Genomic DNA, 19,981 nt, shown 5'->3' on the forward strand with positions numbered 1-19,981 from the left:
GGGATTTGCTGTTGATCTCGCCCATGGTGTCGACCAGCTGGGCGACCAGGGTGCCGCCGTTGGTGGCGGTTTTGGCGGCGGCGGCGGCCAGGGTGTTGGCCTGCTGGGTGTTGTCGGCGTTCTGGCGCACGGTGGCGGTGATTTCTTCCATGGTGGCGGCGGTTTGCGCCAGGGAGCTGGCCTGCTGTTCGGTGCGCGAGGACAGGTCCAGGTTGCCGGCGGAAATCTGGCCGGCGGCCGAAGCGATCGAGTCGGCGCCGCTGCGCACTTCGCTGACAGCGCCTCGCAGGTTTTCTTCCATGGAGCCCAGCGCGCGCAGCAGCAGGCCGATTTCGTCCTTGCCGCTGGCGTGGATGTGGTGGCTGAGGTCGCGTCGGGCCACGGATTCAGCCAGGCTGACGGCGTGGCGCAGCGGGTGGGTGACGGATCGTGTCACCAGCCAGGCGAACAGCGGACCCAGGATCAGCGCCAGCAAGGTGGCGACGCCCAGCAGGGTCAGGCCCAGTTGGTTGGCCTGGGCGCCTTCGGTGAAGGTGCGCTCGACCATGCCGCTCTGCATGCCCGACAGCTTGTCGATTTCCGCGATGTATTGCGCGGTGATCTTCGGCATTTCCTGGTTGAAGAAGGTATCGGCCTTGGCGTAGTCGCCGTTGTCCAGGTCCTTGAAGGCCTGGGCGCGCCCGTTGCGATAGTTGTCGCGCTGGGTGAGGGCCTGCTTGAACTGGGCGATCGTGTCGGGGGCCCGCAAGCCTTCCTGGATCTGCTTCTGGAGTTCGTCCGAGCGCTTGTCGGAGGCATCCATGCCGTCTTTGAAGGTCTTCAGGACGTCGGGGTTGGTCAGGTTGGCGGCGGCCAGGGCCTGATTGGCGTTGACTTCGACCTGCCGCGCCCAGCGCAACACCTGCGCGTTGTTCGACTGGCGCTGCGACAGGGCGGCGCTGTCCTGTTCGGTGGCGATCATGCGCCATGCGCCGATGCCGGACATGATCAGCAGCAAAACAATGATGAGACCAAATCCCAGCGCCAGCCGGGTGCCGATTTTGAGGTTACGCATGGAGTCCTCGAGGTGTGGAAGGGCTTTCGGAACCGCGTGGACAGCCTTTCCGACGCGGACCGGACAAATTTTCACTTGATTGTACGAAGTGTGTCCGAATCCAAACGGCACAACAGGGGCCGTGTCGGGGGCCTGTTCTTTCTGGAATTGGAACGCGCGCGGTCTTCAGGCGCGGTCTTCAGGCGTCGGGCGGGTAGCCCTCCGGGTTGCCGGATTGCCAGCGCCAGGCGTCGGCCATCATTTGCGCCAGGCCGCGCTGCGCCTGCCAGCCCAGTTCACGCCTGGCCTTGGCCGGATCGGACCAGCATGCGGCCACGTCGCCCGGTCGGCGAGGGGCCAGGGCGTAGGGGATCGGGTGGCCGCAGGCGGCCTCGAAGGCATGGATCATGTCCAGCACGGAATAGCCCGCGCCGGTGCCCAGGTTCCAGATGTGGGCGCCCGGGTGCTGCTGCAGGTAGGTCAGCGCGGCCAGATGCCCTTGGGCCAGATCCACCACATGGATGTAGTCGCGCACTCCCGTGCCGTCCGGGGTGGGGTAGTCGTGTCCGAAGACCGACACGCGCGCCAGCCGGCCGACGGCCACCTGGCTGATGTAGGGCAGCAGATTGTTGGGAATGCCGTGCGGGTCTTCGCCGATGCGGCCGCTGGCATGGGCGCCCACCGGGTTGAAATAGCGCAGCAGGGCGATGGCCCAGCGCGGGTCGGCGGCGGCCAGGTCCTGCAGCAGCTGTTCGACCATCAGCTTGGATCGGCCGTAGGGGTTGGCGGGCCGGCCTGTCGGGCAGGTTTCGGGGATCGGCATGTCCGCCGGATCGCCATAGACCGTGGCTGAAGAACTGAAGACCAGTTGATGGACGTCGGCGGCGGCCATGGCTTGGCACAGGGTCAGTGTGCCGATGACGTTGTTGTCGTAATACCGCAGCGGGTCGCGTACGCTTTCTCCTACGGCTTTCAGGCCGGCGAAGTGCACCACGCCGCGGATGGCGTGCTGCGCGAACAGCCGATCCAGCAGCGCGCGATCGCGCACGTCGCCCTGGATGAAGCCCGGCGTTCGGCCGGTCAGGGCGGCGACCCGGGCCAATGATTCGCGGGAACTGTTGCTGAGATTGTCCAGCACCAGCACATCCCGGCCGGCGCTCAGGAATTCCAGAACCGTATGCGAACCGATATAGCCGGCGCCGCCCGTAATCAAAAGCGTCATGGTGCACAACCGATGCGGTGGAAAGGTTCCATCCTATCAGTTCGACGCGGGCGGAGCCGCTGGAGAAGACCGGTGTCCGGCGATCGGGCCGGTCACCGGACGGACGTCAGGCTTTGGGCGTGTAGGCGCTGCACCAGCCTTTTTCAGACACGTCCTTGCCGCTGAAGATCGGACAGGGCCCCCAGGCGTCGCCCGCCTTGCCCTGATACAACTGGCAGTTGGCGCAGTGCTCGCCAGCCTTGTATTTGGGCTGGGCCGCATGGTCGACCAGGGTGGCGTCGTGCTTGTAGCCCAGCTGTTTGGCCAGGGCGCTGTTTTCATCGACATGATCGGCCGCCAGGACCTGGCGGGACAGCGCCAGGCTGGATACCAGCCCTGCGCTGGAGATCAAGAAAGTGCGACGAGAAGTTTTCATGGGGACTCCTGAAAGGACCCCCGCGGGCCAGTCTATCTTTTGGCCCATTATTCGCCTGGCGGCCCGGCGTGGCAAGTTGGCCCGCCGGCCTATCGGGCGGTCAGGCGGTAGACCGTCGTGTGCATGCGGGTGACGCCGCGTGCCGCGAATTTGGGTTCGTGCTCCAGGACGTCGCGGGTTTCCAGGGTGTCGATCTGCCAACGCGCCCCGTAATGCGCCTGGATTTCCGCATCCGGCACGGAAAAGGGGGGGCCGTCCATCTCCGCCTGGGGGTAGTCCAGCGTCAGCAGCAGGGTGCGGCAGCCCGCCGGCAATTGCTCATAGACGTGCGTGGCATAGCGGGCGCGCAGCGCCGGTGGCAGGGCGATCAGGGCCGCCCGGTCGTAGCAGGCCTGGCAGCCGGCCAGCGTCGCCGCGTCCAGATCGAAGATGTCGCCGCACAGGAAGTCGATGCCGCCGGCCTGGTACAGACGGCCCTGCGGTGTTTCGCGCACCACGGGCGTCAGCTGATGCTCGTCGAAGAACTGCTCGACCGCCAGGGGGGAGAGTTCCACCGCCAGGACGCGATGCCCCTGCGCCGCCAGCCAGGCGACGTCCAGCGATTTGCCGGCCAGTGGCACCAGCACCCGGCTGTCGCGGGCCAGGCCCAGGGCGGGCCAGTGTTTTTGCAGCAGGGGCATGACGCGGCTTTGATGAAAGCCCGTCTGTCCATGTTCCCAGCGCTGCAGCCAGAAATCCGTATCCATTTGTGTGTCCTCCATCCAGGGGTGGGTCGGGGTCCCGGACCGGGTCCCGTGTCCGGGCGGCATCAGGCAGCCGGAGGGCGCGCCTGGAAGGCCTTTGGCTGATCAGTGTAGCTGTCGGAGCGTGCATTCCGGCGGAGAGGACCGTGGTATGCCGTTACAGGACTGAGCATTGGGAAACTTGAAACCGGCGGAGGGCGTCGCCATCATGGAAACGTTGTTCACGTGAATCAGGAGTCAAAGATGAATCAGGTGATGAAGGCGTTCATGGCCGCTTCCGTGATTGCCCTCGGGCTGACCGGGCCGATCACGACGGTTCGTGCGGCGGGGCCGGGGGCCGCCTACGAGGCGGTCGATCAGCCGACGGATGAACAATTGCAGCGGTACGCCAGCGCCGTGCGCGAGGTCAGTGGCGTGGTGGCCGAATATCAGCCCCGTTTCGAGGCGGCTTCCGGCCAGGATGCCAAGCAGGCGATCCGGGTCGAGGCCGACCAGAAGATGGTGGATCGGGTCGAGGCGGGCGGCATGAGCGTGGCCGAGTACAACGGCATCAGCCAGGCCGTGCGCAAAGACCCCGAATTGCGCAAGAAAGTCGAAAGGCTGGTCGGACAGAAGCCTCAGTAGGCGGCTACTGTTTTTCGGACCACAGCACGCCGCCGGTGGCCCAGTGATCCTTGCGGATCTCTGTCAGGATGATGTCCACGGCCCCCGGCTGGCAACCCAGCACCTCGCAGGTGCGTTCGGTCAGGGCCTGCACCAGTTCTCGTTTCTTTTCGGGGGTGCGGCCTTCGAACAATTCAATGTGCATGGTGGGCATGCGGATCTCCTGGGATCGGGAAAGACAGGCAAGCCTAGCACATCCCTGCGCCGATTCCGTGGCGGGACGGCATTCAGTGTTTACCCTTAATATGTTGTAAATATATTTATTGGATATTAGACTGGCTGGTCAGCCTCGATGCTGACATTCACTACTATCCGGGGGAAACATGAAGACCATTTATCGCAGTCTTGCCATTGCGGTCCTGTCCGCGTGCGCCGTGGGCGCGGCGTCCGCCGCCGACGTGACGTGGCGCGTGCCTACGTCGGTGCCCGAAGGGTCGCCGTTCTACCAGAATTTTCTCGAGCGCTTTGCCTCCAACGTGAAGACCATCACGTCCGGGCGTGTGGATATCCAGCCCTTTGGCGCGGGCGTCATCGTGCCGGCGCTGAAGGTCTTCGACTCGGTGCAGGATGGGGTGGTCGAGGCCGGGCATTCGACGTCCAGCTACCTGGTGAACCAGAATCCGGTCAACGCCATTTTTGCCGGCTTCCCCGGCGGGATGGGGCCGGACGCATACAAGGCCTGGCTGTACCAGGGCGGCGGCAAGGAAAAGCTTGAAAAACTGCGGGAGCAGCAAGGCCTGAAGACGATGATCGTCGGGATCGGCTCGACCGAAATCCTGGCGCACTCGAACAAGCCGATCCGCAACGCCGAAGACCTGAAGGGCATGAAGTACCGCACGTCCGGCGCCTGGGCCGAGGTGATGCGCGATTATTTCGGCGCGGTCCCGACCGTGGTGCCGGCGGGTGAAACCTATACGCTGCTGCAGCGCAAGGGCGTGGATGCCGTCGAATGGGCGCCGCCCTCGGCCAACATGCCGGAAGGCTTCCACCAGGCGGCCAAGTACATCGTGGTGCCCGGCGTGCACCAGCCGACCTTCATGTGGGAAGTTTTCCTGAAAAAAGAGACCTGGGACAAGGTGCCCGCCGATCTGAAACCGCTGATCGAAGCCGCCGCGCAGCTGACCACGGAACAGAGCCTGGACTATTTCTACGACGCAGACATGAAGGCCATGGAAAAGTATCGCAGCGGCCGCAACGAGATCATCACGTTGGACCCGGCCTTCGTCAAACAGCTGTCCGATGCCGGCTATGACTGGATGCACAAGACGGCCGATGCCCAGAAGGCGGCCGGCAAGCCGGAAATGGCGGAAGTGCTGGCCGACTACGAGGCCTATCACAAGCGCTGGAAGGCTGAAAGCAACTATCTGATCCGTGACTGATGCGAGATCTTTCGTCTGCGAGGCAATGATGCTTAATGCCCTGACCCGATTTTCCAATGGCGTGTCGTGGTGCGCTTCCCAACTGGCCAGCGTGGCGGCGGTCGTCCTGACCCTCTCGATGGTCTACGAAGTGTTCGCCCGCTACGTGTTCGACGCGCCCACGGTCTGGGCATTCGACATCGCCTATATGGCCAACGGCGCCGTCTTTCTGTTGGGGGTGGCCTACGTGTTGCGCGAAGACGCCCACATCCGTATCGACGTCCTGCGCAACCGCCTGCCCGCGCGCTTCAATGGCGCGGTGCAGGGGGTGGCCTACCTGCTGATCCTGGCGCCGTTTTTCGGCGTGCTGTCCTGGATCGCCATGTCGCACACCTGGCGGGCCTGGGTGCGCCATGAAGTGGAAACTGTCAGCCCCTGGGCCCCGGTGATGTGGCCGTTCTATCTGTGCATCGCCATCGGCCTGATCGCGTTGACCTTGCAACTGGCGGCGGAAGGCCTGCGGGCCTTCTGCGGCCAGGGCCTGGACGCCAAGAAGGAACATTGATGAATCCGACTGTTGCCGCCCTGATGTTTCCGGGGATGTTCCTGCTGATTTTCCTGGGCATTCCCGTTTCGTTTTCCCTGATCATCCCGGCGCTGATCGCCGGATGGTTCGCCTTCGGCGATCAGGTCTTCAACCAGCTTTACGGTGGTCTGTATTCGGCCACCACCAACTACATTCTGTCCGCCATCCCCATGTTCGTGCTGATGGGCGCGATCCTGGAGCGCTCCGGCATCGCGGCGCGGCTGTTTCGCACGATGCAGCTATGGCTGGGGCGGCTGCCGGGCGGCCTGGCCGTGGCGACCATCGCCATGGGCGCCACGTTCGCCGCCGCGGCGGGGGTGGTCGGGGCGGTCGAGGTCATGGTCGGCCTGATGGCGATTCCCGCCATGCAGCGCTTTCGCTATGACAACTCCCTGATTGCGGGCACCATCTGCGCCGGTGGGTCCCTCGGGACCATGATTCCGCCGTCCGTCGTGGCCGTGGTGTATGCCTCGCTGGCCCAGATCTCCGTCGGAGAACTCTTTGCCGCGATGCTCTTCCCCGGCCTGATCATGGTGGCGCTGTTCATCCTGTACATCATCGGCGTGTGCATCCTGGATCCGAAAAAAGGCCCCCGGGCGGATGATCCCGACATGCGCCTGCCGTTGGCTGAAAAGCTGCGGATCACGGCCAGCGGCCTGCTGCCGACCATGCTGCTGATCTTCGCGGTGCTGGGATCCCTGATGGCGGGCATCGCGTCGCCTACCGAGGCGGCCGCAGTGGGGGCCATCGGCGCTCTGATCCTGTGCATCTGCTACGGGCAGTTCAGCGTGTCGATGATGCGCCAGTCCCTGGCCATCACGGTCCGGATTTCCGCCATGATCCTGCTGATCGTGGCCGGCGGTATCATGTTCACCGGGATCTTCGCCGCCAATGGGGGCGGGCGCTTGATCCAGGCGCTGATCTCCGACACGGGGCTGGGCCTGAACGGCACCCTGGTGCTGTTCCTGTGCATCGTGTTCCTGCTGGGTTTCGTGCTGGACTGGACGGCCAACGTGCTGATCTGCGTGCCTCTGTTCCTGCCCGTGCTGACGGCTGCGGGCGTCGACCCGATCTGGTTCGGCACGCTGGTCATCATCGTCATCCAGACCAGCTACCTGACTCCGCCGATGGCGTCGTCGATCTTCTACCTGTTGTCCATCGCGCCGCCGGACATGAAGTACGGCCAGGTCTGCCGGGGCGTCGTTCCTTTCATCCTGGTCCAGTTCCTGACCCTGGCGATCGTGGTGCTGTTCCCGACCCTGGCGACGTGGCTGCCGCAGCGCATCGTGGGTTTCTGATTTTGTTTGCGGGGCCCCTGGCCCCGGCATTTGCCCGGTTGACCGGGCGTCCTTTTGTCATTAGGAAGGCATATGAATATCGAAGGTATCCTGGTCCCCATCATCACCCCGTTCACGGCGGATGGGCAGGTCAACGCACAGGCCCTGACGCAGTTGGTGAACCGTTTCGTCGAGGCGGGCGTGGCCGGTATCGTGGCCTGCGGCACCACCGGCGAATACTATGCGCTCACTGACGAGGAGCGCGATCTGGTCCTGCGCACCGTGGTCGAGGCGGTCGGCGGGCGGGCGAAGACCATCGCCGGGATCAATGCCTTGTCCACGCAGGAATCGATCGCCCATGCCCAGCGCGCCCAGGCCTTGGGATATGACGGCCTGATGCTGGCCACGCCGCCCTACAGCCTGCCGGAACAGGCGGGCATCCTGCTGCATTTCCGCACTGTGGCGGCCGCCACCCCGCTGCCCATCATCCTGTACGATTTCCCGCAGCGCGTGGGCGTGCAGATCGCGGTGGAAACCGTGATCGAACTGGCCAAGATCCCCAATATCGTCGCCATCAAGGAAAGCAGCGGCAATTTCAATCGCGCCCTGCACCTGATCCAGGCCCGCATTCCGGACTTCCAGATCATCAGCGGGTCCGACGACATGGCGGCCGATTTCCTGTTCTGGGGCGTGCGCTGCTGGATCAGCGGCGGCGCCAACGTCTTCCCGGCCGAACAGGTTGCGATGGTCAAGGCCGCCGTGGATGGCCGCTGGGACGAGGTCCGCTCCCTGATGGCGGGCATGTATCCGGTCATCCTGGCCATGGAATCCGGCGACTACAACCAGAAGGCCAAGCTGGGCTGCCGCCGTCATGGCGTCGAGGCCGGCACCGTTCGCCTGCCGCTGGCGCCGCTGTCGGATGCCGACGCGCAGGAATTCCAGGCCATGCTCGACGCCTACAAGCGCTAAGGAGATCACCATGCCGCAGAGCAAAGAACAGGTTTTCGCGCAGGCCCGCGCCGCCAAGTTGTGGGCCGGGAACCTGATCCCGGGCCAGACTGCGCCGGGCGCGCGTCTGGATAACACCACCCCCATCGACAACAGCGTCATCGGCGCCATCGAGGCCGGCACGGCCGCCGACGTGGACCGGGCCGTCAAGATCGCGCGCGCCAGCTTCAAGGCGGGCGCCTGGTCCCAACTGGCGCCGGCCGAGCGCAAGCGCGTGATGCTGCGTTGGACCGATCTGATGACGGAACACGCGGAAGAACTGGCCGCGCTGGATTGCGTGGATGCGGGCAAGCCGATCACCGAATGCCTGAACACGGACATGCCGGCCACCCTGGATACCTTCCGCTGGTATGCCGAAGCCATCGACAAGTGCTTCGGGCGCATCGCGCCCACCGGGCCGGATGCCCTGGGGCTGATCGTCAAGGAACCCATCGGCGTGGTGGGCGCGGTGCTGCCCTGGAATTTCCCGGCGCAGATGTATGCCTGGAAAGTCGCCCCGGCGTTGGTGGCGGGCAATTCCGTCATCGTCAAGCCGGCCGAGCTGACCTCGCTGAGCGCCTATCGCATGACGCAGCTGGCCTACGAGGCCGGGGTGCCGGAAGATGTGCTGATGCTGATCACCGGCCTGGGCGAGGATGCGGGCCAGGCTCTGGGCCGGCACATGGACGTGGACGTGGTGTCCTTCACCGGCTCGACCGAAGTCGGACGCTATTTCCTGAAGTATTCCGCCGAGAGCAATCTGAAGGAAATCGTGCTGGAATGCGGCGGCAAGAGCCCGCAGGTGATCTTCGACGACGCCGATCTGGACGGTCTGGTCGATCACGTGCTGGCGGCCGCGTTCTGGAACATGGGCGAGAACTGCAGCTGCGGATCGCGCCTGATCGTGCAAAGCGGCATCAAGGACGACCTGCTGGCGCGCCTGCAGGAGCGCCTGTCCACCTGGACGGTGGGCCTGCCCACCGATGAGTCGGTCAAGATCGGCCCGATGGTCGAACGCGCCCACTTCGACAAGGTGCGCGGCTTCCTGGACGACGCTCCTGCCGAGGGCGCCAAGTTGATTCATGGCGGCCGCATCCATGCGGACCTGGGCAGCGGCTGGTATGTCGAGCCGACGATCTTCGATCAGGTGTCTGCCGGCTCGCGCCTGTTCAAGGAAGAAGTCTTCGGCCCCATCCTGGCGGTGACGCCCTTCGAGACGGAAGCCGAAGCCATCGAACTGGCCAATGACAGCGCCTATGGCCTGGCCGCATCCCTGTACACCCGGGACGTGGGTCGCGCCCAGCGGGTGGCCCGCGCCATCCAGGCGGGCACGGTGTCCATCAATGGTTTCTCCGAGGGCGACATCAGCACGCCGTTTGGCGGCTACAAGCAGTCCGGCTTCGGCGGCCGCGACAACGGCCTGGAAGCCCTGGACCAGTACCAGCAGACCAAAACCATCTGGTACGTGAACTAGGCCTTGCAGGGATAAGGGCTCCCTTCGGGAGCCCTTTCTGCTGACTGGCGAATCCGAGCGGCAACCCTAAGCCTCGATCACCGTCCGCGTGAATTCCGTCAGATAATCCATCAGCGCATCGGCGCCGGCGACTGCCTGTTCGGGGTCGTTGGCGTGGATGCCCTCGACTTCCATCAAATGGCAGCGGGCGCCGCGTTCCAGATCGCCCTCGTGCCGGAAGGCGTACCAGAACCGCCGGCACTGGATGATCATGGGTACGATGGCCTGCACCGCGTAGGGATTGCGGCAGGCTTCGTGATTGATGCGGTCCAGCGCCTGGTCGGCCTGCATGTACCCGGATAGATCGCCACGCCGGGCGGCATCCATCATGTCCTGGCCGCACTGCAGCAGTCGGGTCCGCTGGTCCGGCGTGGCCCGGCGGGCGGAAGACGTGGCGATCAGGCGTTCCAGCACTCGGCGGGTGTCGATCAGGATCAGGTGTTCCGCGATGCGGATTTCGCTGACGCGCAACCCCCGGCGCGGTTGCTGCTCGATCAGTCCGCTGGCGACCAGGCGCATCAGGGCCTCGCGGATGGGCGTGCGTCCCAGCCCGGTCAACTGGATCAGATCGCTTTCCACGATGGGCTGGTTGGGCTCCAGTTGCAGCGTGGCGATCAGCTGTTCGATGGCGTCGTAGGCCGCTTCGGTGGCGCGGGGTTTGGCGGTGTGCGTGGTGGTGGCGTTGGACATGATCAGACCGTGATCCCCCAGGCAAAGGGATCGTCGTCCTGCAGGATCAGGGTCGTTTCGCCGCTGATGTGCGCTTCGCCCCGGATGGTCGGAATCACCGTATCGTCCGGCCCCGGCTCATAACTGGCCTGGAAGCGGCTGCCGATGATGCTGGCCTGATGCCAGACCTGGCCGGCTTGCAGTTTGCCGTCGGCCGCCAGACAGGCGATCTTGGCGCTGGTGCCGGTGCCGCAGGGCGAACGGTCGTAGGCCTTGCCGGGGCACAGCACGAAACTGCGGCTGTCGGCCTCGGGGTCTTTTCCGAACAGTTCGATGTGGTCGATCAGGCCGCCGTCGCGCCCCCGGATGCCCTGGGCTTCCAGCGCGTCGCCGATGGCCGCCGCATGTTCAGTCAGTTGGCGTGTGTCGGCGCCCGGATGGACGCGCTCCGGGGCGTTGACCAGGAAGAACCAGTTGCCGCCCCAGGCGATGTCGCCGGTGACGGGGCCCAGGCCCGGGACGTCCACCGTGACGTCCTTGCGATGGCGATAGGCGGGCACGTTGCGCACGCTGACGCTGCCGTCGTCGTGCAGGGTGGCGTCCACCGTGCCGACAGGGGTTTCGATGCGATGCACGCCGGGCTGGATGCGCCCCAGGTAGGCCAGCGACACGATCAGGCCGATGGTGCCGTGGCCGCACATGCCCAGGTAGCCGGTGTTGTTGAAGAAGATCACCCCTGCCGCGGCTTGCGGGTCCTGGGGCGGGCAGAGCAGAGCGCCCACGAGCACGTCGTGGCCGCGCGGTTCCAGGATGACGGCCTTGCGCCAGTCGTCGTGCTGCGCAGCCAGCCGGGCGCGGCGCTGGGCCATATCGCCGGGCCCCGGATCGGGGAAGCCGTCGAGAACCAGGCGGGTGGGTTCGCCGCCGGTATGGGAATCCAGGATGGAAATGCGTTTCATGAGCGGGCGCCCCATAGGGAAAACCGATCGACCCGATACGGGCGCAGGTCGATCGCGGGAGGTTGCTGCGTCACCAGGTCGCGGACCAGCCGTGCCGTGGCGGCGCTTTGGGTCAGGCCCAGATGGCCGTGTCCGAATGCGTAGATGACGGCCGGAAGGCGCGGCGACCGGGCGATGATGGGCAGGGAATCCGGCAGGCTGGGCCGGAAGCCCATCCACTGAGTGCCGCCTGTCGTGTCCAGGTCGGGAAAGAAGGCCTTGGCCTTGTCCAGCATGACCTGGGCCCGGCGATAGTCGGGCGCGCGATCCAGGCCGCCCAGTTCGACGGCGCCGCCGACGCGGATGCCGCAGGTCAGGGGGGAGATGACGAAACCGTGGTCGCTGAAAGTGACTTGCTGGCGCAGATCCAGCGCGTCGGGCGCCAGGGTCGTGTTGTAGCCGCGCTCGGTTTCCAGCGGGATGCGGTCGCCCAGGCCCCGGGCCAGCAGGTGGGAGCGGGCGCCGGCCGCCAGCACGACCTGGCGGGCCTGTAGCTGGCTGCCATCTTCCAGGATCAGTTGGGCGCCGGAGGGCGCCGGCCGCAGCCAGCGCACCGACTGGCGCATCCGCCGCGCGCCTCGGGCCATGGCCTGCTCGCCCAGGGCCTGGCCCAGGGCATAAGGATCGGCCACGTTGCGCCAGTCGGGGATGAAGACCCCGTGAGTGAAGCGCGGCGACAGCCCCGGTTGCCGCGCGGCCAGATCGGCCCCTTGCAGCAGATGGGTTTCAACCCCGTAGCGTTGCCGCCATTGCGCCGTGTCCAGAGATGCCTGATAGCGGGCGGCGCCCTCGTAGACTTCGAGCACGCCCTGGGTGTGCAGGTGGCCGGACAGGCCGGTGCGTTCCAGTTGATCCAGCATTTCGCTTTGGGCCAGTTCCATCAGCGCGGCCTGCGCCCGGATGTTGGCCGGATAGCGGTCGGGGAGGCTGGAGCGCCACAGGTGCACCAGCCAGGGCGCGATGCGCGGCAGGTAGGCGGGTGGCAGGCTGAGGGGCCCGAGCGGGTCGAACAGCCAGTGGAAGGCCTTGCGGATGATGCGGGGGGACGCCAGGGGCAGGATGTCGGCGAAGGCCAGGCCGCCGGCGTTGCCCTTGCTGGCGCCGCTGGCCAGCTCCTGGGGGTCGATCAGGACGACATCCTGGCCGGTTTCGCTGAGCGCCAGAGCGCAGCTGACGCCAATGATGCCGCCGCCGATGACGGCGATGTCGCAGGAAGATGCGTGCATGGGGTCCTTCGGACACTGCCGGCGACCCTGTCGCCAAGGGCGGGCCGCCGTGAATTCAGGTTGACGGCGCCCGGGCGTTGGGGGTCAGGACTGACGAGCAGCGCGGGATGCCATTTGCATGGTGGCACAGACCTGTCAAATATGCAATCGATATATTTAAGCCGGCGTGATCGCGCGCCGGCCCTGCGGGCGACGCCCGTGGCCCAGGCATGAAGCGGGGTTTATTCGGTGCCCCAGCGGCGGGCCAACACGGCCCGTTCCAGGGAGCCCACGTACTGCTGGATGGTGATTTCGCGGTTGGCGGGCAGATTGAAAAAGCGGCAGGCGATGGTCAGCAGGGGCTTGCCGCTGTCCTGGATGAGCCGGGTGTGGCGCAGCAGCCGCAGGCTGACGTCCAGGGAGCCGGCTTCGGGCAGATTCAAGGTGCAGTCGTCGAAGAAACTGCCGATGGCGTGATGCGCCAGCAATTCGGTGCGGTCGATCAGTTGCAATCCCCCTGCGCTGATGTTGGCCAGCGGCAGGGTGACCTTGCCCGAGGGCAGGGAGGGGTCTTCGATGGTGCAGGTGGCCGGGTTGCTGGCGGGGGTGTCCATGCGGAAGAATTCCCGGCGCTGCATGCGGCGCAGCTGATCGGGCCAATTCATGGAGAACGCGGGGCGGTTGTCGTAGACGGTGGGGGTGAGCTTGCCGCTGAATTCGATCATGACGCGATCCAGCATGCCTTGCATGCGCACGGCCGGGGCCCGCAGCAACTGCGTGTTGAGGGCGTCTTCGGTGGCGTTGTCCAGGATCAGCGTGCCCTGTTTGACATCGATGTCCAGCAGGGTGGAAATGACGGACACGGCATGGCCCGGGATGTCCAGGCGAACGAGCGTGCGCTTGTGCAGCAGCCCTTGCAGGATGTTCTGGATGTCCAGCCGCTGCGTTACCGAGTAAGGGTCGTCTTCCTCGAAGGCCATGATGGATGATCTGTGGAATTGGAATATGTCAGTTTCAATTTTAAACGATTCCGGCCTGCGCAAGCAGGCCGGAAAGCTACGGGTTAGCCACTACAAACCCGGTCATTCCAAGGCTTTCAGCATGTCTTCCAGGACTTTTTTGGCGTCCCCGAACACCATCATGGTCTTGTCCATGTAGAACAGGTCGTTGTCCAGGCCGGCATAGCCGGCCGCCATGGACCGTTTGTTGACGATCACGGTGCGCGCCTTGTAGGCCTCGAGAATCGGCATGCCGGCGATGGGCGATCCCGGATCGTTTTTCGCCGCCGGATTGACCACGTCGTTGGCGCCCAGCACCAGCACGACGTCGGTTTGGCCGAGTTCGCCGTTGATGTCGTCCATTTCGAAGACCTGGTCGTAGGGGACTTCAGCCTCGGCCAGCAGGACGTTCATGTGCCCCGGCATGCGGCCGGCCACAGGGTGGATAGCGTATTTCACGGTGACCCCCTGGGCGGACAGTTTGGCTGCCAGTTCCTTCAAGGCATGCTGGGCGCGCGCCACTGCCAGGCCATAGCCCGGGATGATGGTGACGGTGTCCGCATTGCTCATGAGGAAGGCGGCGTCGTCCGGGCTGCCGGATTTGACGCTGCGGTCGCCGGCCGCGGCACTGCCGCCCGCCGAGGCCTCGGCTCCGAAGCCGCCCAGGATCACATTGAAGAAAGACCGGTTCATGGCCTTGCACATGATGTAGGACAGAATCGCGCCGGATGAGCCCACCAGCGACCCCGCGATGATCAGCATGGGGTTGTTCAGGGAAAAGCCGATGCCCGCCGCCGCCCAGCCCGAGTAGCTGTTCAGCATGGAAATCACCACCGGCATGTCGGCCCCTCCGATCGGGATGATGATGAGCACGCCCAGCAGGAAGGCGATGACCGTCATCAGCACGAAAGGCAGCCAGGACTGCGTGCCCATGAACCAGAAGCCGCAGGCCAGCATCACGATGGCCAGCGCCAGGTTCAGCAGGTGCTGGCCGGCAAAGACGACGGGGGCCCCCTGGAACAGGCGGAACTTGTATTTGCCCGACAGCTTGCCGAAGGCGATGACCGAGCCGGAGAACGTGATGGCGCCCACGAAGGTGCCGATGAACAGTTCCAGGCGGTTGCCCGTGGGAATGGGGCTGCCGGCCGCCGCGATGCCGAAGGCATGCGGTTCGGCCACGACGGCGGTGGCGATGGCAACCGCCGCCAGACCGATCATGCTGTGCATGAAGGCGATCAGCTCCGGCATCTTGGTCATTTCGACCTTGCGGGCCAGCAAGGTGCCGATGCTGCCGCCGATCAGCAAGCCCAGGACGATACGTCCCAGCCCCAGTGTGGCGGAGCCGTCGCGGGCCAGGCCGATGATCAGCGCCGCCGTCGTCAGGATGGCGATGACCATGCCGGCCATGCCGAAGGCGTTGCCGCGCCGGGATGTCGTGGGATGGGACAGGCCCTTCAGCGCCTGGATGAAGCAGACGGAGGCGACCAGGTACAGCAGGGTGACGAGGTTGGCCGAAATCATGCCTGGCCCCCCTTGCGGTCTTTTTTCTTGAACATGGCCAGCATGCGCTGGGTGACAAGAAATCCGCCGAAGACGTTGACGGCGGCCAATGCGACGGCCAGCACGCCCATGCCCTGCGCCAGCCCGCCATCGGTCAGGCCGGTGGCCAGCATGGCGCCGACGATGACGATGGCGGAAATGGCATTGGTGACGGCCATCAGCGGCGTGTGCAGCGCCGGCGTGACGTTCCAGACCACGTGGAAGCCGACGTAGACGGCCAGCACGAAGATGATGATGTTGATCAGAGTCGGGTTCACCGCTTCCATCAGGCGCTCCTCAGAACCTTGCCGTCCTGGCAGACCAGGCAGGCTTTGATGATGTCGTCGTCGGCAGGCAGCGCGAAGCGCCCCTCGGCGTCGATGACGAGTTTCAGGAAATCCAGCAGATTGCGGGCGTACAGGGCGGACGCGTCGGTGGCCAGCAAGGCGGGCAGATTGCTCAGGCCGACCAGGGTGACGCCGTCGTGATCCACGACCTCGCCGGCGACCGACAGCGGGCAGTTGCCTCCGCGCTCCACGGCCAGGTCGACGATGACCGAACCCGGCCGCATGGCCGCGACCGTGTCGGGCTGGATCAGCACGGGGGCGGGGCGTCCAGGGATCAGGGCCGTGGTGATGACGATGTCCGCCTGCTTGCAGCGTTCGGCGACCAGGGCGGCCTGCCGCGCCATCCAGGCGGCGGGCATGGGACGGGCGTAGCCGCCCACGCCCTGGGCGATTTCGCGTTCCTCGTCGGTTTCATAGGGCACATCGATGAATTTCCCGCCCAGGGATTCCACCTGTTCGCGGGCGGCGGGCCGCACGTCGGATGCCTCGACCACAGCGCCCAGGCGCCGCGCCGTGGCGATGGCCTGCAGTCCCGCCACGCCTGCGCCCAGCACCACCACGCGGGCGGCCTTCAAGGTGCCCGCCGCCGTCATCATCATGGGGAAGATGCGGCCGTAGTATTGGGTGGCCAGCAGCACGGCTTTGTAGCCCGCCAGGTTGGCCTGGGATGACAGCACGTCCAGGCTCTGGGCGCGGGTCGTGCGCGGCGCGGCTTCCAGGGCGAAGGCGGTCAGGCCGGCTTCGGCCAGGGTCTTCAGGCCGTCTGCGTCAAAGGGGTCCAGCATGCCCAGCAGCACGCCGCCCGCCTTCATGTGGGCGAGTTCGGCGGGGGCCGGTCGGCGGACTTTCAGCACCAGCTCGCTGCCCAGCGCCTGGGCGGCATCCACCAGGGTGGCGCCGGCCTGTTCATAGTCGCTGTCGCGGTAGCGGGCGGCCAGGCCGGCGCTGCGCTCGATCTGGACCTGGTGGCCCGCCTGGGCGAGTTTCTTGACGGTTTCCGGGGTGGCGGCGACCCGGGTTTCACCGGGAAGTGTTTCTCGGGGGATGCCTACCTGCATGGCGGCCTCCCGTGCTTCAAAACGAACGTGGGCATGGCTTCTCCTTGTATGTTTTTCTGGCTGCGGCAGCCAGGCGGGGGCCTGTTGCTGCAACAGTGGATCATGGTACCGGGGATCGGCGGTCGAGACACAGTTCGAATCGCCGATTTACATATATCTAATAGTTATATGAATCTATGTTTTACGACTTTACTAAGATTTTGAGACATAAAGCCCGAGCGGTTGGCCGGATTCAAGGACTATCGGCGGCGGGCATGGGTTAGCATTTCGCTTATTGCCCGCCCGGGTGGCGGCGTGCACTTTGGATATGCGGGATTCATTATGAATGTTTGGTTGAAGCGGGTTCTGTTCAGCCTGGTCGTGGCCTTGCTGGTGGCCGTGGTCGGTCTGGCGATCTTTCTGCTGACCTTCAATCCGAACGCCTATAAATCGCGGCTGGAACAACTGGTGTTCGACCGCTATGCGCGGACCCTGACCATCGGCGGGGACATCAGCCTGTCCCTGTTTCCCCGGATCGGCCTGTCGGTCAGCGACGTGGCGCTGTCCAACCATTCGTCCAAAGACACCTTCATTTCGGTGGACAGCGCCCGGTTTGCCGTGGCGATCTGGCCTTTGCTGTCCAATCAGCTGGTGGTGGATCACGTGGCCATCACTGGCCTGAAGGCCTGGGTGGTGCGCGACGCCAAGGGGCATTTCAATTTCAGCGATTTGCTGGAGTCCGGCCATCCGGCCCAGGCGTCCGGTCTGCCGACCGCTGCCGCCGCTGCGGCTGCTCCGCTGGCCGCCATCGCCGGGGCGGCGGACGACCCCGAGGGGCGTTCCGACCTGAACATCGATATCGCCGGACTGGAGCTCAAAGACGGGCAGATTCACTATCTTGACCAGGTCAGCGGGCTGTCCACGACACTGTCCTCGATCGAGGCCAACACCGGTCGCGTGACCTACGACCAGCCGTTCGACGTGTCGCTCAAGGCGCAGGTGGCGGGGGATGATCCCGTGCAGGATGCCCAGTTGCAGGCCCAGGCCCTGCTGCGCCTGAATCCGGGGGGACGCGGCTATTATTCGGCGCAAAAAATCAACGTCCAGTTGACGGGGCGCCTGGGCAATCTGGATCAGGCCAATGCCACCCTCAAGGGCAATCTGGGGTACAAGGGCAGCGAACGCCGTCTGACGGCCGGCAATCTGGAACTGGCATTGACGGGCGATATCGTGGGGGCGCATCCCATCCAGGGCCTGAAGGCCAACCTGACGGCCGGACAATTGCGCCTGGACCCGCGCAATCTCGAACTGAAAGTCGCCAAGCTTGCCCTGCGGGCCTCCGGCCAGGACCGGGGCCGCAACCTGGAACTGGCCCTGGATGCGCCTTCCCTGGCGGTGTCGCCGGAATCGGCCCAGGCCGACCCCGTCGCGGCGACCTTGAAGTCGACCGGGGATCAGACCCTGGCCGTATCTCTGGGGCTGGAAGGCCTGAGCGGAACCGCCAACGACTGGCAGTTCCGCAAGGCCAGCCTGGATGGCGCCCTGACGCAGGGACAGCGCCTGGTGCAGGTGAAATTGACCTCGCCCCTGGCCTGGAATACTTCGCTGCGCAAGGGGTCGCTCACCGCCCTGAAGGGCGACGTCACCTTGCGCGATCAGGCGCAGCCGAAGTTCATCAATGAAATCCCGATGATCGGCAGCGTGCACCTGGACCTGGTGCGCGATGCGCTGGATGTCGATCTGAACGCGGTCATGGATGGCGGGCAGGCAGCCCTGAAAGCCACGACGACCCGCCTGGCCCAGCCCCGCACCCAGTTTTCCCTGAGCGCGGAAAAAATCGATCTGAACCACTGGATGCCCAAGCCCGCCGACGCTCCGGCCAAGCCCCCGGCGGCGGGCCAGGGCGAGACCGCGCCCAAGGCGTCCGGCGACAAGCCCGCTGCGGCCGCCGCGGCTCCGGCGCCTGCCGCAGCCGCAGCCGCAACCGCGATCGATCTGTCCTTCCTCAAGGGGCAGGACATCCAGGGCGACTTGCGGATCACCGATCTGCGCATCCGCGACCTGCAGTTGACCCAGGTGGCCACTCCGGTTCGCGTGGCCGATGATGCGTTGACGCTGCCCAAGCTGACGGCCAAGCTGTATGACGGCAGCCTGACCGCCCAGGCCAGGGTCGCCGCTGATCAGACGCTGGGCTTGAAACTGAATCTGGATAAGGTGGCCGTCGCGCCTTTGTTGCAGGCGACGCTGGGACGCAATCTGTTGTCCGGCCAGGGGGCGGCCCAACTGGATCTCAAGACGCAGGGCGCGACGGCGGACGCCTGGCTGCGGGGGGTATCGGGCCGGGTCGCCTGGCAGGTGAAGGATGGCGCGGTGCAGGGCATCGATGCTTCCCAGACCCTGTCGGATGTTTCCGCCGCCTTGGGCAATGTGCTGAAAGGCCGTCTGGACGCCTTGGCTTCGCCTTTCAACAAACAGCGCAGCACGCCCTTCAGCACCCTGGAAGGCCGGATCGATCTGAAGGATGGGCAGGGCACGGTGTCCAAGCTGTTGCTGGCCTCCAGCCTGGTACGGGTCACGGCCGGCAAGCCCGCCCAGATCGATCTGCCGGCGCAGCGCCTGAATCTGCAGTTGCTGGCCCAGGTGGCCGCCCGGCCGCCCAAGCCGCTGGCCAGCGGCCTGGGTTCTTTGCTCGGCGTGACGATTCCCGTGCAGGTCACGGGCGACTGGGCGCATCCGGATTACGTGGTGCAGTGGGAGGCCATTCATAATCAGAGCATCCAGCAAGCGGTCAAGTCGGGCCTGATGGAACTGATCAAGGGCAAGGACCTGATCGAGCAGGCATTGCCCAGTCCGGAACCCGAGCCCCGGCGCCCGGGGGCCGATGCCGCGGCCAAGTCCGATCCGGTCGAACGCATCGGCAATGCCCTGAAGGGCCTGCTGGGTCAATGAATCTTCTATAAGGAAATCTGGATGACGCTTCCCCTCGCCCAACCCATCGCCGGCGGGCCCGCCCTGGCGGATGCCGGCGCCTACGACCGCCGCTGGCTGGTCGTCGATCCGGCCCATGCATGGCTAAGCCCGGATCAGGCGCCGCGCCTGGGGCAGCTGGAGCTGAGCTTGCGCTTTGGCTATCTGGTCGTGCGGGCGTCCGGCATGCTGCGTCTGGATGTGCCGCTGGATGTGATCGAGGATGACGCCAGCGTGGAACGCAGCGCCCAGGTGGGGCCGCAGGCCGTGCGGGTCGTGGATGAAGGCGATCTGGCGGCCGCCTGGCTGACGGAATGGCTGGGGCAGCCGTGCCGCCTGATGAAGGTCCACCCCGACGCGGACGCGGTCGCCTGGCCGGATCGCGGGTAAATGCGCATGGGCGGCCCTGCTGGCCGCCCGGTCC

The 19,981-nt window shown here is 65.5% G+C and carries 20 protein-coding genes; 8 read left to right on the forward strand and 12 right to left on the reverse strand.

Annotated features, from left to right (window positions below; translation table 11 throughout):
- The 4 genes from WBG56_RS15965 to WBG56_RS15980 all read right to left on the reverse strand — a co-directional run.
- Window positions 1–1,054 (reverse strand): methyl-accepting chemotaxis protein (locus tag WBG56_RS15965; RefSeq protein ID WP_424270118.1); only part of this gene is annotated, 1,054 nt, incomplete at its 3' end.
- A gap of 178 nt (window positions 1,055–1,232) precedes the next feature.
- Window positions 1,233–2,255, reverse strand: coding sequence for a UDP-glucose 4-epimerase GalE (gene galE / locus WBG56_RS15970; RefSeq protein WP_424270120.1), 1,023 nt, complete (start codon window positions 2,253–2,255; stop codon window positions 1,233–1,235).
- Between the two features lie 106 nt (window positions 2,256–2,361).
- On the reverse strand, window positions 2,362–2,670 hold the full coding sequence (locus WBG56_RS15975; RefSeq protein ID WP_424270122.1) for a high-potential iron-sulfur protein: 309 nt from the start codon (window positions 2,668–2,670) through the stop codon (window positions 2,362–2,364).
- A gap of 89 nt (window positions 2,671–2,759) precedes the next feature.
- Window positions 2,760–3,416 carry a thiopurine S-methyltransferase gene (locus tag WBG56_RS15980; protein WP_424270124.1) on the reverse strand — a complete coding sequence of 219 codons (657 nt, stop codon included), beginning with the start codon at window positions 3,414–3,416 and terminating at the stop codon, window positions 2,760–2,762.
- A gap of 240 nt (window positions 3,417–3,656) precedes the next feature.
- On the opposite strand from WBG56_RS15980, the gene WBG56_RS15985 reads away from it, so the two are divergent.
- Entirely contained in the window at window positions 3,657–4,037 is a 381-nt protein-coding gene (locus tag WBG56_RS15985) for a DUF4168 domain-containing protein (RefSeq protein WP_424270126.1), read from the forward strand.
- A gap of 4 nt (window positions 4,038–4,041) precedes the next feature.
- On the opposite strand, the gene WBG56_RS15990 is transcribed toward WBG56_RS15985, so the two are convergent.
- Window positions 4,042–4,230 (reverse strand): 4-oxalocrotonate tautomerase, encoded by a 189-nt coding sequence (locus WBG56_RS15990; protein WP_424270128.1) that lies wholly within the window; start codon window positions 4,228–4,230, stop codon window positions 4,042–4,044.
- A gap of 169 nt (window positions 4,231–4,399) precedes the next feature.
- On the opposite strand from WBG56_RS15990, the gene dctP reads away from it, so the two are divergent.
- From dctP to WBG56_RS16015, 5 genes are all read left to right on the forward strand, one after another.
- Window positions 4,400–5,455 (forward strand): TRAP transporter substrate-binding protein DctP, encoded by a 1,056-nt coding sequence (gene dctP / locus WBG56_RS15995; RefSeq protein ID WP_424270130.1) that lies wholly within the window; start codon window positions 4,400–4,402, stop codon window positions 5,453–5,455.
- A 25-nt stretch (window positions 5,456–5,480) separates the two neighbouring features.
- Window positions 5,481–5,999 carry a TRAP transporter small permease subunit gene (locus WBG56_RS16000; RefSeq protein ID WP_424270132.1) on the forward strand — a complete coding sequence of 173 codons (519 nt, stop codon included), beginning with the start codon at window positions 5,481–5,483 and terminating at the stop codon, window positions 5,997–5,999.
- Window positions 5,999–7,318 (forward strand): TRAP transporter large permease, encoded by a 1,320-nt coding sequence (locus WBG56_RS16005; RefSeq protein ID WP_424270134.1) that lies wholly within the window; start codon window positions 5,999–6,001, stop codon window positions 7,316–7,318. Before WBG56_RS16000 ends, WBG56_RS16005 begins: the two co-directional genes overlap by 1 nt.
- A gap of 72 nt (window positions 7,319–7,390) precedes the next feature.
- Window positions 7,391–8,266 carry a 4-hydroxy-tetrahydrodipicolinate synthase gene (gene dapA / locus WBG56_RS16010; protein ID WP_424270136.1) on the forward strand — a complete coding sequence of 292 codons (876 nt, stop codon included), beginning with the start codon at window positions 7,391–7,393 and terminating at the stop codon, window positions 8,264–8,266.
- 10 nt (window positions 8,267–8,276) lie between these two features.
- The gene (locus tag WBG56_RS16015; protein WP_424270138.1) at window positions 8,277–9,758 is read left to right on the forward strand and encodes an aldehyde dehydrogenase; all 1,482 of its coding nucleotides are present in this window, start codon (window positions 8,277–8,279) and stop codon (window positions 9,756–9,758) included.
- 66 nt (window positions 9,759–9,824) lie between these two features.
- Here the strand turns inward: WBG56_RS16015 and WBG56_RS16020 are convergent, their stop codons facing one another.
- From WBG56_RS16020 to WBG56_RS16050, 7 genes are all read right to left on the reverse strand, one after another.
- Window positions 9,825–10,487 carry a GntR family transcriptional regulator gene (locus tag WBG56_RS16020; protein WP_424270140.1) on the reverse strand — a complete coding sequence of 221 codons (663 nt, stop codon included), beginning with the start codon at window positions 10,485–10,487 and terminating at the stop codon, window positions 9,825–9,827.
- 2 nt (window positions 10,488–10,489) lie between these two features.
- Complete coding sequence (locus tag WBG56_RS16025; protein ID WP_424270142.1) at window positions 10,490–11,425, reverse strand: 4-hydroxyproline epimerase; 936 nt, start codon at window positions 11,423–11,425, stop codon at window positions 10,490–10,492.
- Window positions 11,422–12,690 (reverse strand): NAD(P)/FAD-dependent oxidoreductase, encoded by a 1,269-nt coding sequence (locus tag WBG56_RS16030; protein WP_424270144.1) that lies wholly within the window; start codon window positions 12,688–12,690, stop codon window positions 11,422–11,424. The genes WBG56_RS16025 and WBG56_RS16030 overlap by 4 nt, the downstream gene beginning before the upstream one ends.
- A gap of 221 nt (window positions 12,691–12,911) precedes the next feature.
- The gene (locus tag WBG56_RS16035) at window positions 12,912–13,649 is read right to left on the reverse strand and encodes a flagellar brake protein (protein WP_424270146.1); all 738 of its coding nucleotides are present in this window, start codon (window positions 13,647–13,649) and stop codon (window positions 12,912–12,914) included.
- A 102-nt stretch (window positions 13,650–13,751) separates the two neighbouring features.
- Window positions 13,752–15,188: an NAD(P)(+) transhydrogenase (Re/Si-specific) subunit beta gene (locus WBG56_RS16040; RefSeq protein WP_424270148.1), complete on the reverse strand. Its 1,437-nt coding sequence runs from the start codon at window positions 15,186–15,188 to the stop codon at window positions 13,752–13,754.
- Window positions 15,185–15,493 (reverse strand): NAD(P) transhydrogenase subunit alpha, encoded by a 309-nt coding sequence (locus WBG56_RS16045; protein WP_424270150.1) that lies wholly within the window; start codon window positions 15,491–15,493, stop codon window positions 15,185–15,187. Before WBG56_RS16045 ends, WBG56_RS16040 begins: the two co-directional genes overlap by 4 nt.
- Window positions 15,493–16,611 (reverse strand): Re/Si-specific NAD(P)(+) transhydrogenase subunit alpha, encoded by a 1,119-nt coding sequence (locus WBG56_RS16050; RefSeq protein ID WP_424270152.1) that lies wholly within the window; start codon window positions 16,609–16,611, stop codon window positions 15,493–15,495. The genes WBG56_RS16045 and WBG56_RS16050 overlap by 1 nt, the downstream gene beginning before the upstream one ends.
- A 321-nt stretch (window positions 16,612–16,932) precedes the next feature.
- Between WBG56_RS16050 and WBG56_RS16055 the strand changes: the two genes are divergently transcribed.
- Both WBG56_RS16055 and WBG56_RS16060 read left to right on the forward strand, forming a co-directional pair.
- Window positions 16,933–19,539, forward strand: a complete 2,607-nt coding sequence (locus WBG56_RS16055) for an AsmA family protein (RefSeq protein ID WP_424270154.1) — start codon at window positions 16,933–16,935, stop codon at window positions 19,537–19,539.
- Between the two features lie 21 nt (window positions 19,540–19,560).
- A complete protein-coding gene (locus WBG56_RS16060) occupies window positions 19,561–19,947 on the forward strand; it encodes an MOSC N-terminal beta barrel domain-containing protein (RefSeq protein WP_424270156.1) in 387 nt (128 codons plus the stop codon).
- The last annotated feature ends 34 nt before the right edge of the window (window positions 19,948–19,981 follow it).

It is taken from the genome of Castellaniella sp., from assembly GCF_049671645.1.
GTDB lineage: Bacteria > Pseudomonadota > Gammaproteobacteria > Burkholderiales > Burkholderiaceae_B > Castellaniella.

What these genes read in the sequence shown, in the direction of transcription:
- WBG56_RS16050 (WP_424270152.1), bottom strand. Translation starts at nt 16,611, where the DNA reads ATGCAGGTAGGCATCCCCCGAGAAACACTTCCCGGTGAAACCCGGGTC.
- WBG56_RS16020 (WP_424270140.1), bottom strand. Translation starts at nt 10,487, where the DNA reads ATGTCCAACGCCACCACCACGCACACCGCCAAACCCCGCGCCACCGAA.
- dapA (WP_424270136.1), top strand. Translation starts at nt 7,391, where the DNA reads ATGAATATCGAAGGTATCCTGGTCCCCATCATCACCCCGTTCACGGCG.
- WBG56_RS15990 (WP_424270128.1), bottom strand. Translation starts at nt 4,230, where the DNA reads ATGCCCACCATGCACATTGAATTGTTCGAAGGCCGCACCCCCGAAAAG.
- WBG56_RS16025 (WP_424270142.1), bottom strand. Translation starts at nt 11,425, where the DNA reads ATGAAACGCATTTCCATCCTGGATTCCCATACCGGCGGCGAACCCACC.
- WBG56_RS15980 (WP_424270124.1), bottom strand. Translation starts at nt 3,416, where the DNA reads ATGGATACGGATTTCTGGCTGCAGCGCTGGGAACATGGACAGACGGGC.
- WBG56_RS16015 (WP_424270138.1), top strand. Translation starts at nt 8,277, where the DNA reads ATGCCGCAGAGCAAAGAACAGGTTTTCGCGCAGGCCCGCGCCGCCAAG.
- WBG56_RS15985 (WP_424270126.1), top strand. Translation starts at nt 3,657, where the DNA reads ATGAATCAGGTGATGAAGGCGTTCATGGCCGCTTCCGTGATTGCCCTC.
- WBG56_RS16035 (WP_424270146.1), bottom strand. Translation starts at nt 13,649, where the DNA reads ATGGCCTTCGAGGAAGACGACCCTTACTCGGTAACGCAGCGGCTGGAC.
- WBG56_RS16060 (WP_424270156.1), top strand. Translation starts at nt 19,561, where the DNA reads ATGACGCTTCCCCTCGCCCAACCCATCGCCGGCGGGCCCGCCCTGGCG.
- WBG56_RS16005 (WP_424270134.1), top strand. Translation starts at nt 5,999, where the DNA reads ATGAATCCGACTGTTGCCGCCCTGATGTTTCCGGGGATGTTCCTGCTG.
- dctP (WP_424270130.1), top strand. Translation starts at nt 4,400, where the DNA reads ATGAAGACCATTTATCGCAGTCTTGCCATTGCGGTCCTGTCCGCGTGC.
- WBG56_RS16045 (WP_424270150.1), bottom strand. Translation starts at nt 15,493, where the DNA reads ATGGAAGCGGTGAACCCGACTCTGATCAACATCATCATCTTCGTGCTG.
- WBG56_RS16055 (WP_424270154.1), top strand. Translation starts at nt 16,933, where the DNA reads ATGAATGTTTGGTTGAAGCGGGTTCTGTTCAGCCTGGTCGTGGCCTTG.
- galE (WP_424270120.1), bottom strand. Translation starts at nt 2,255, where the DNA reads ATGACGCTTTTGATTACGGGCGGCGCCGGCTATATCGGTTCGCATACG.
- WBG56_RS15975 (WP_424270122.1), bottom strand. Translation starts at nt 2,670, where the DNA reads ATGAAAACTTCTCGTCGCACTTTCTTGATCTCCAGCGCAGGGCTGGTA.
- WBG56_RS16040 (WP_424270148.1), bottom strand. Translation starts at nt 15,188, where the DNA reads ATGATTTCGGCCAACCTCGTCACCCTGCTGTACCTGGTCGCCTCCGTC.
- WBG56_RS16030 (WP_424270144.1), bottom strand. Translation starts at nt 12,690, where the DNA reads ATGCACGCATCTTCCTGCGACATCGCCGTCATCGGCGGCGGCATCATT.
- WBG56_RS16000 (WP_424270132.1), top strand. Translation starts at nt 5,481, where the DNA reads ATGATGCTTAATGCCCTGACCCGATTTTCCAATGGCGTGTCGTGGTGC.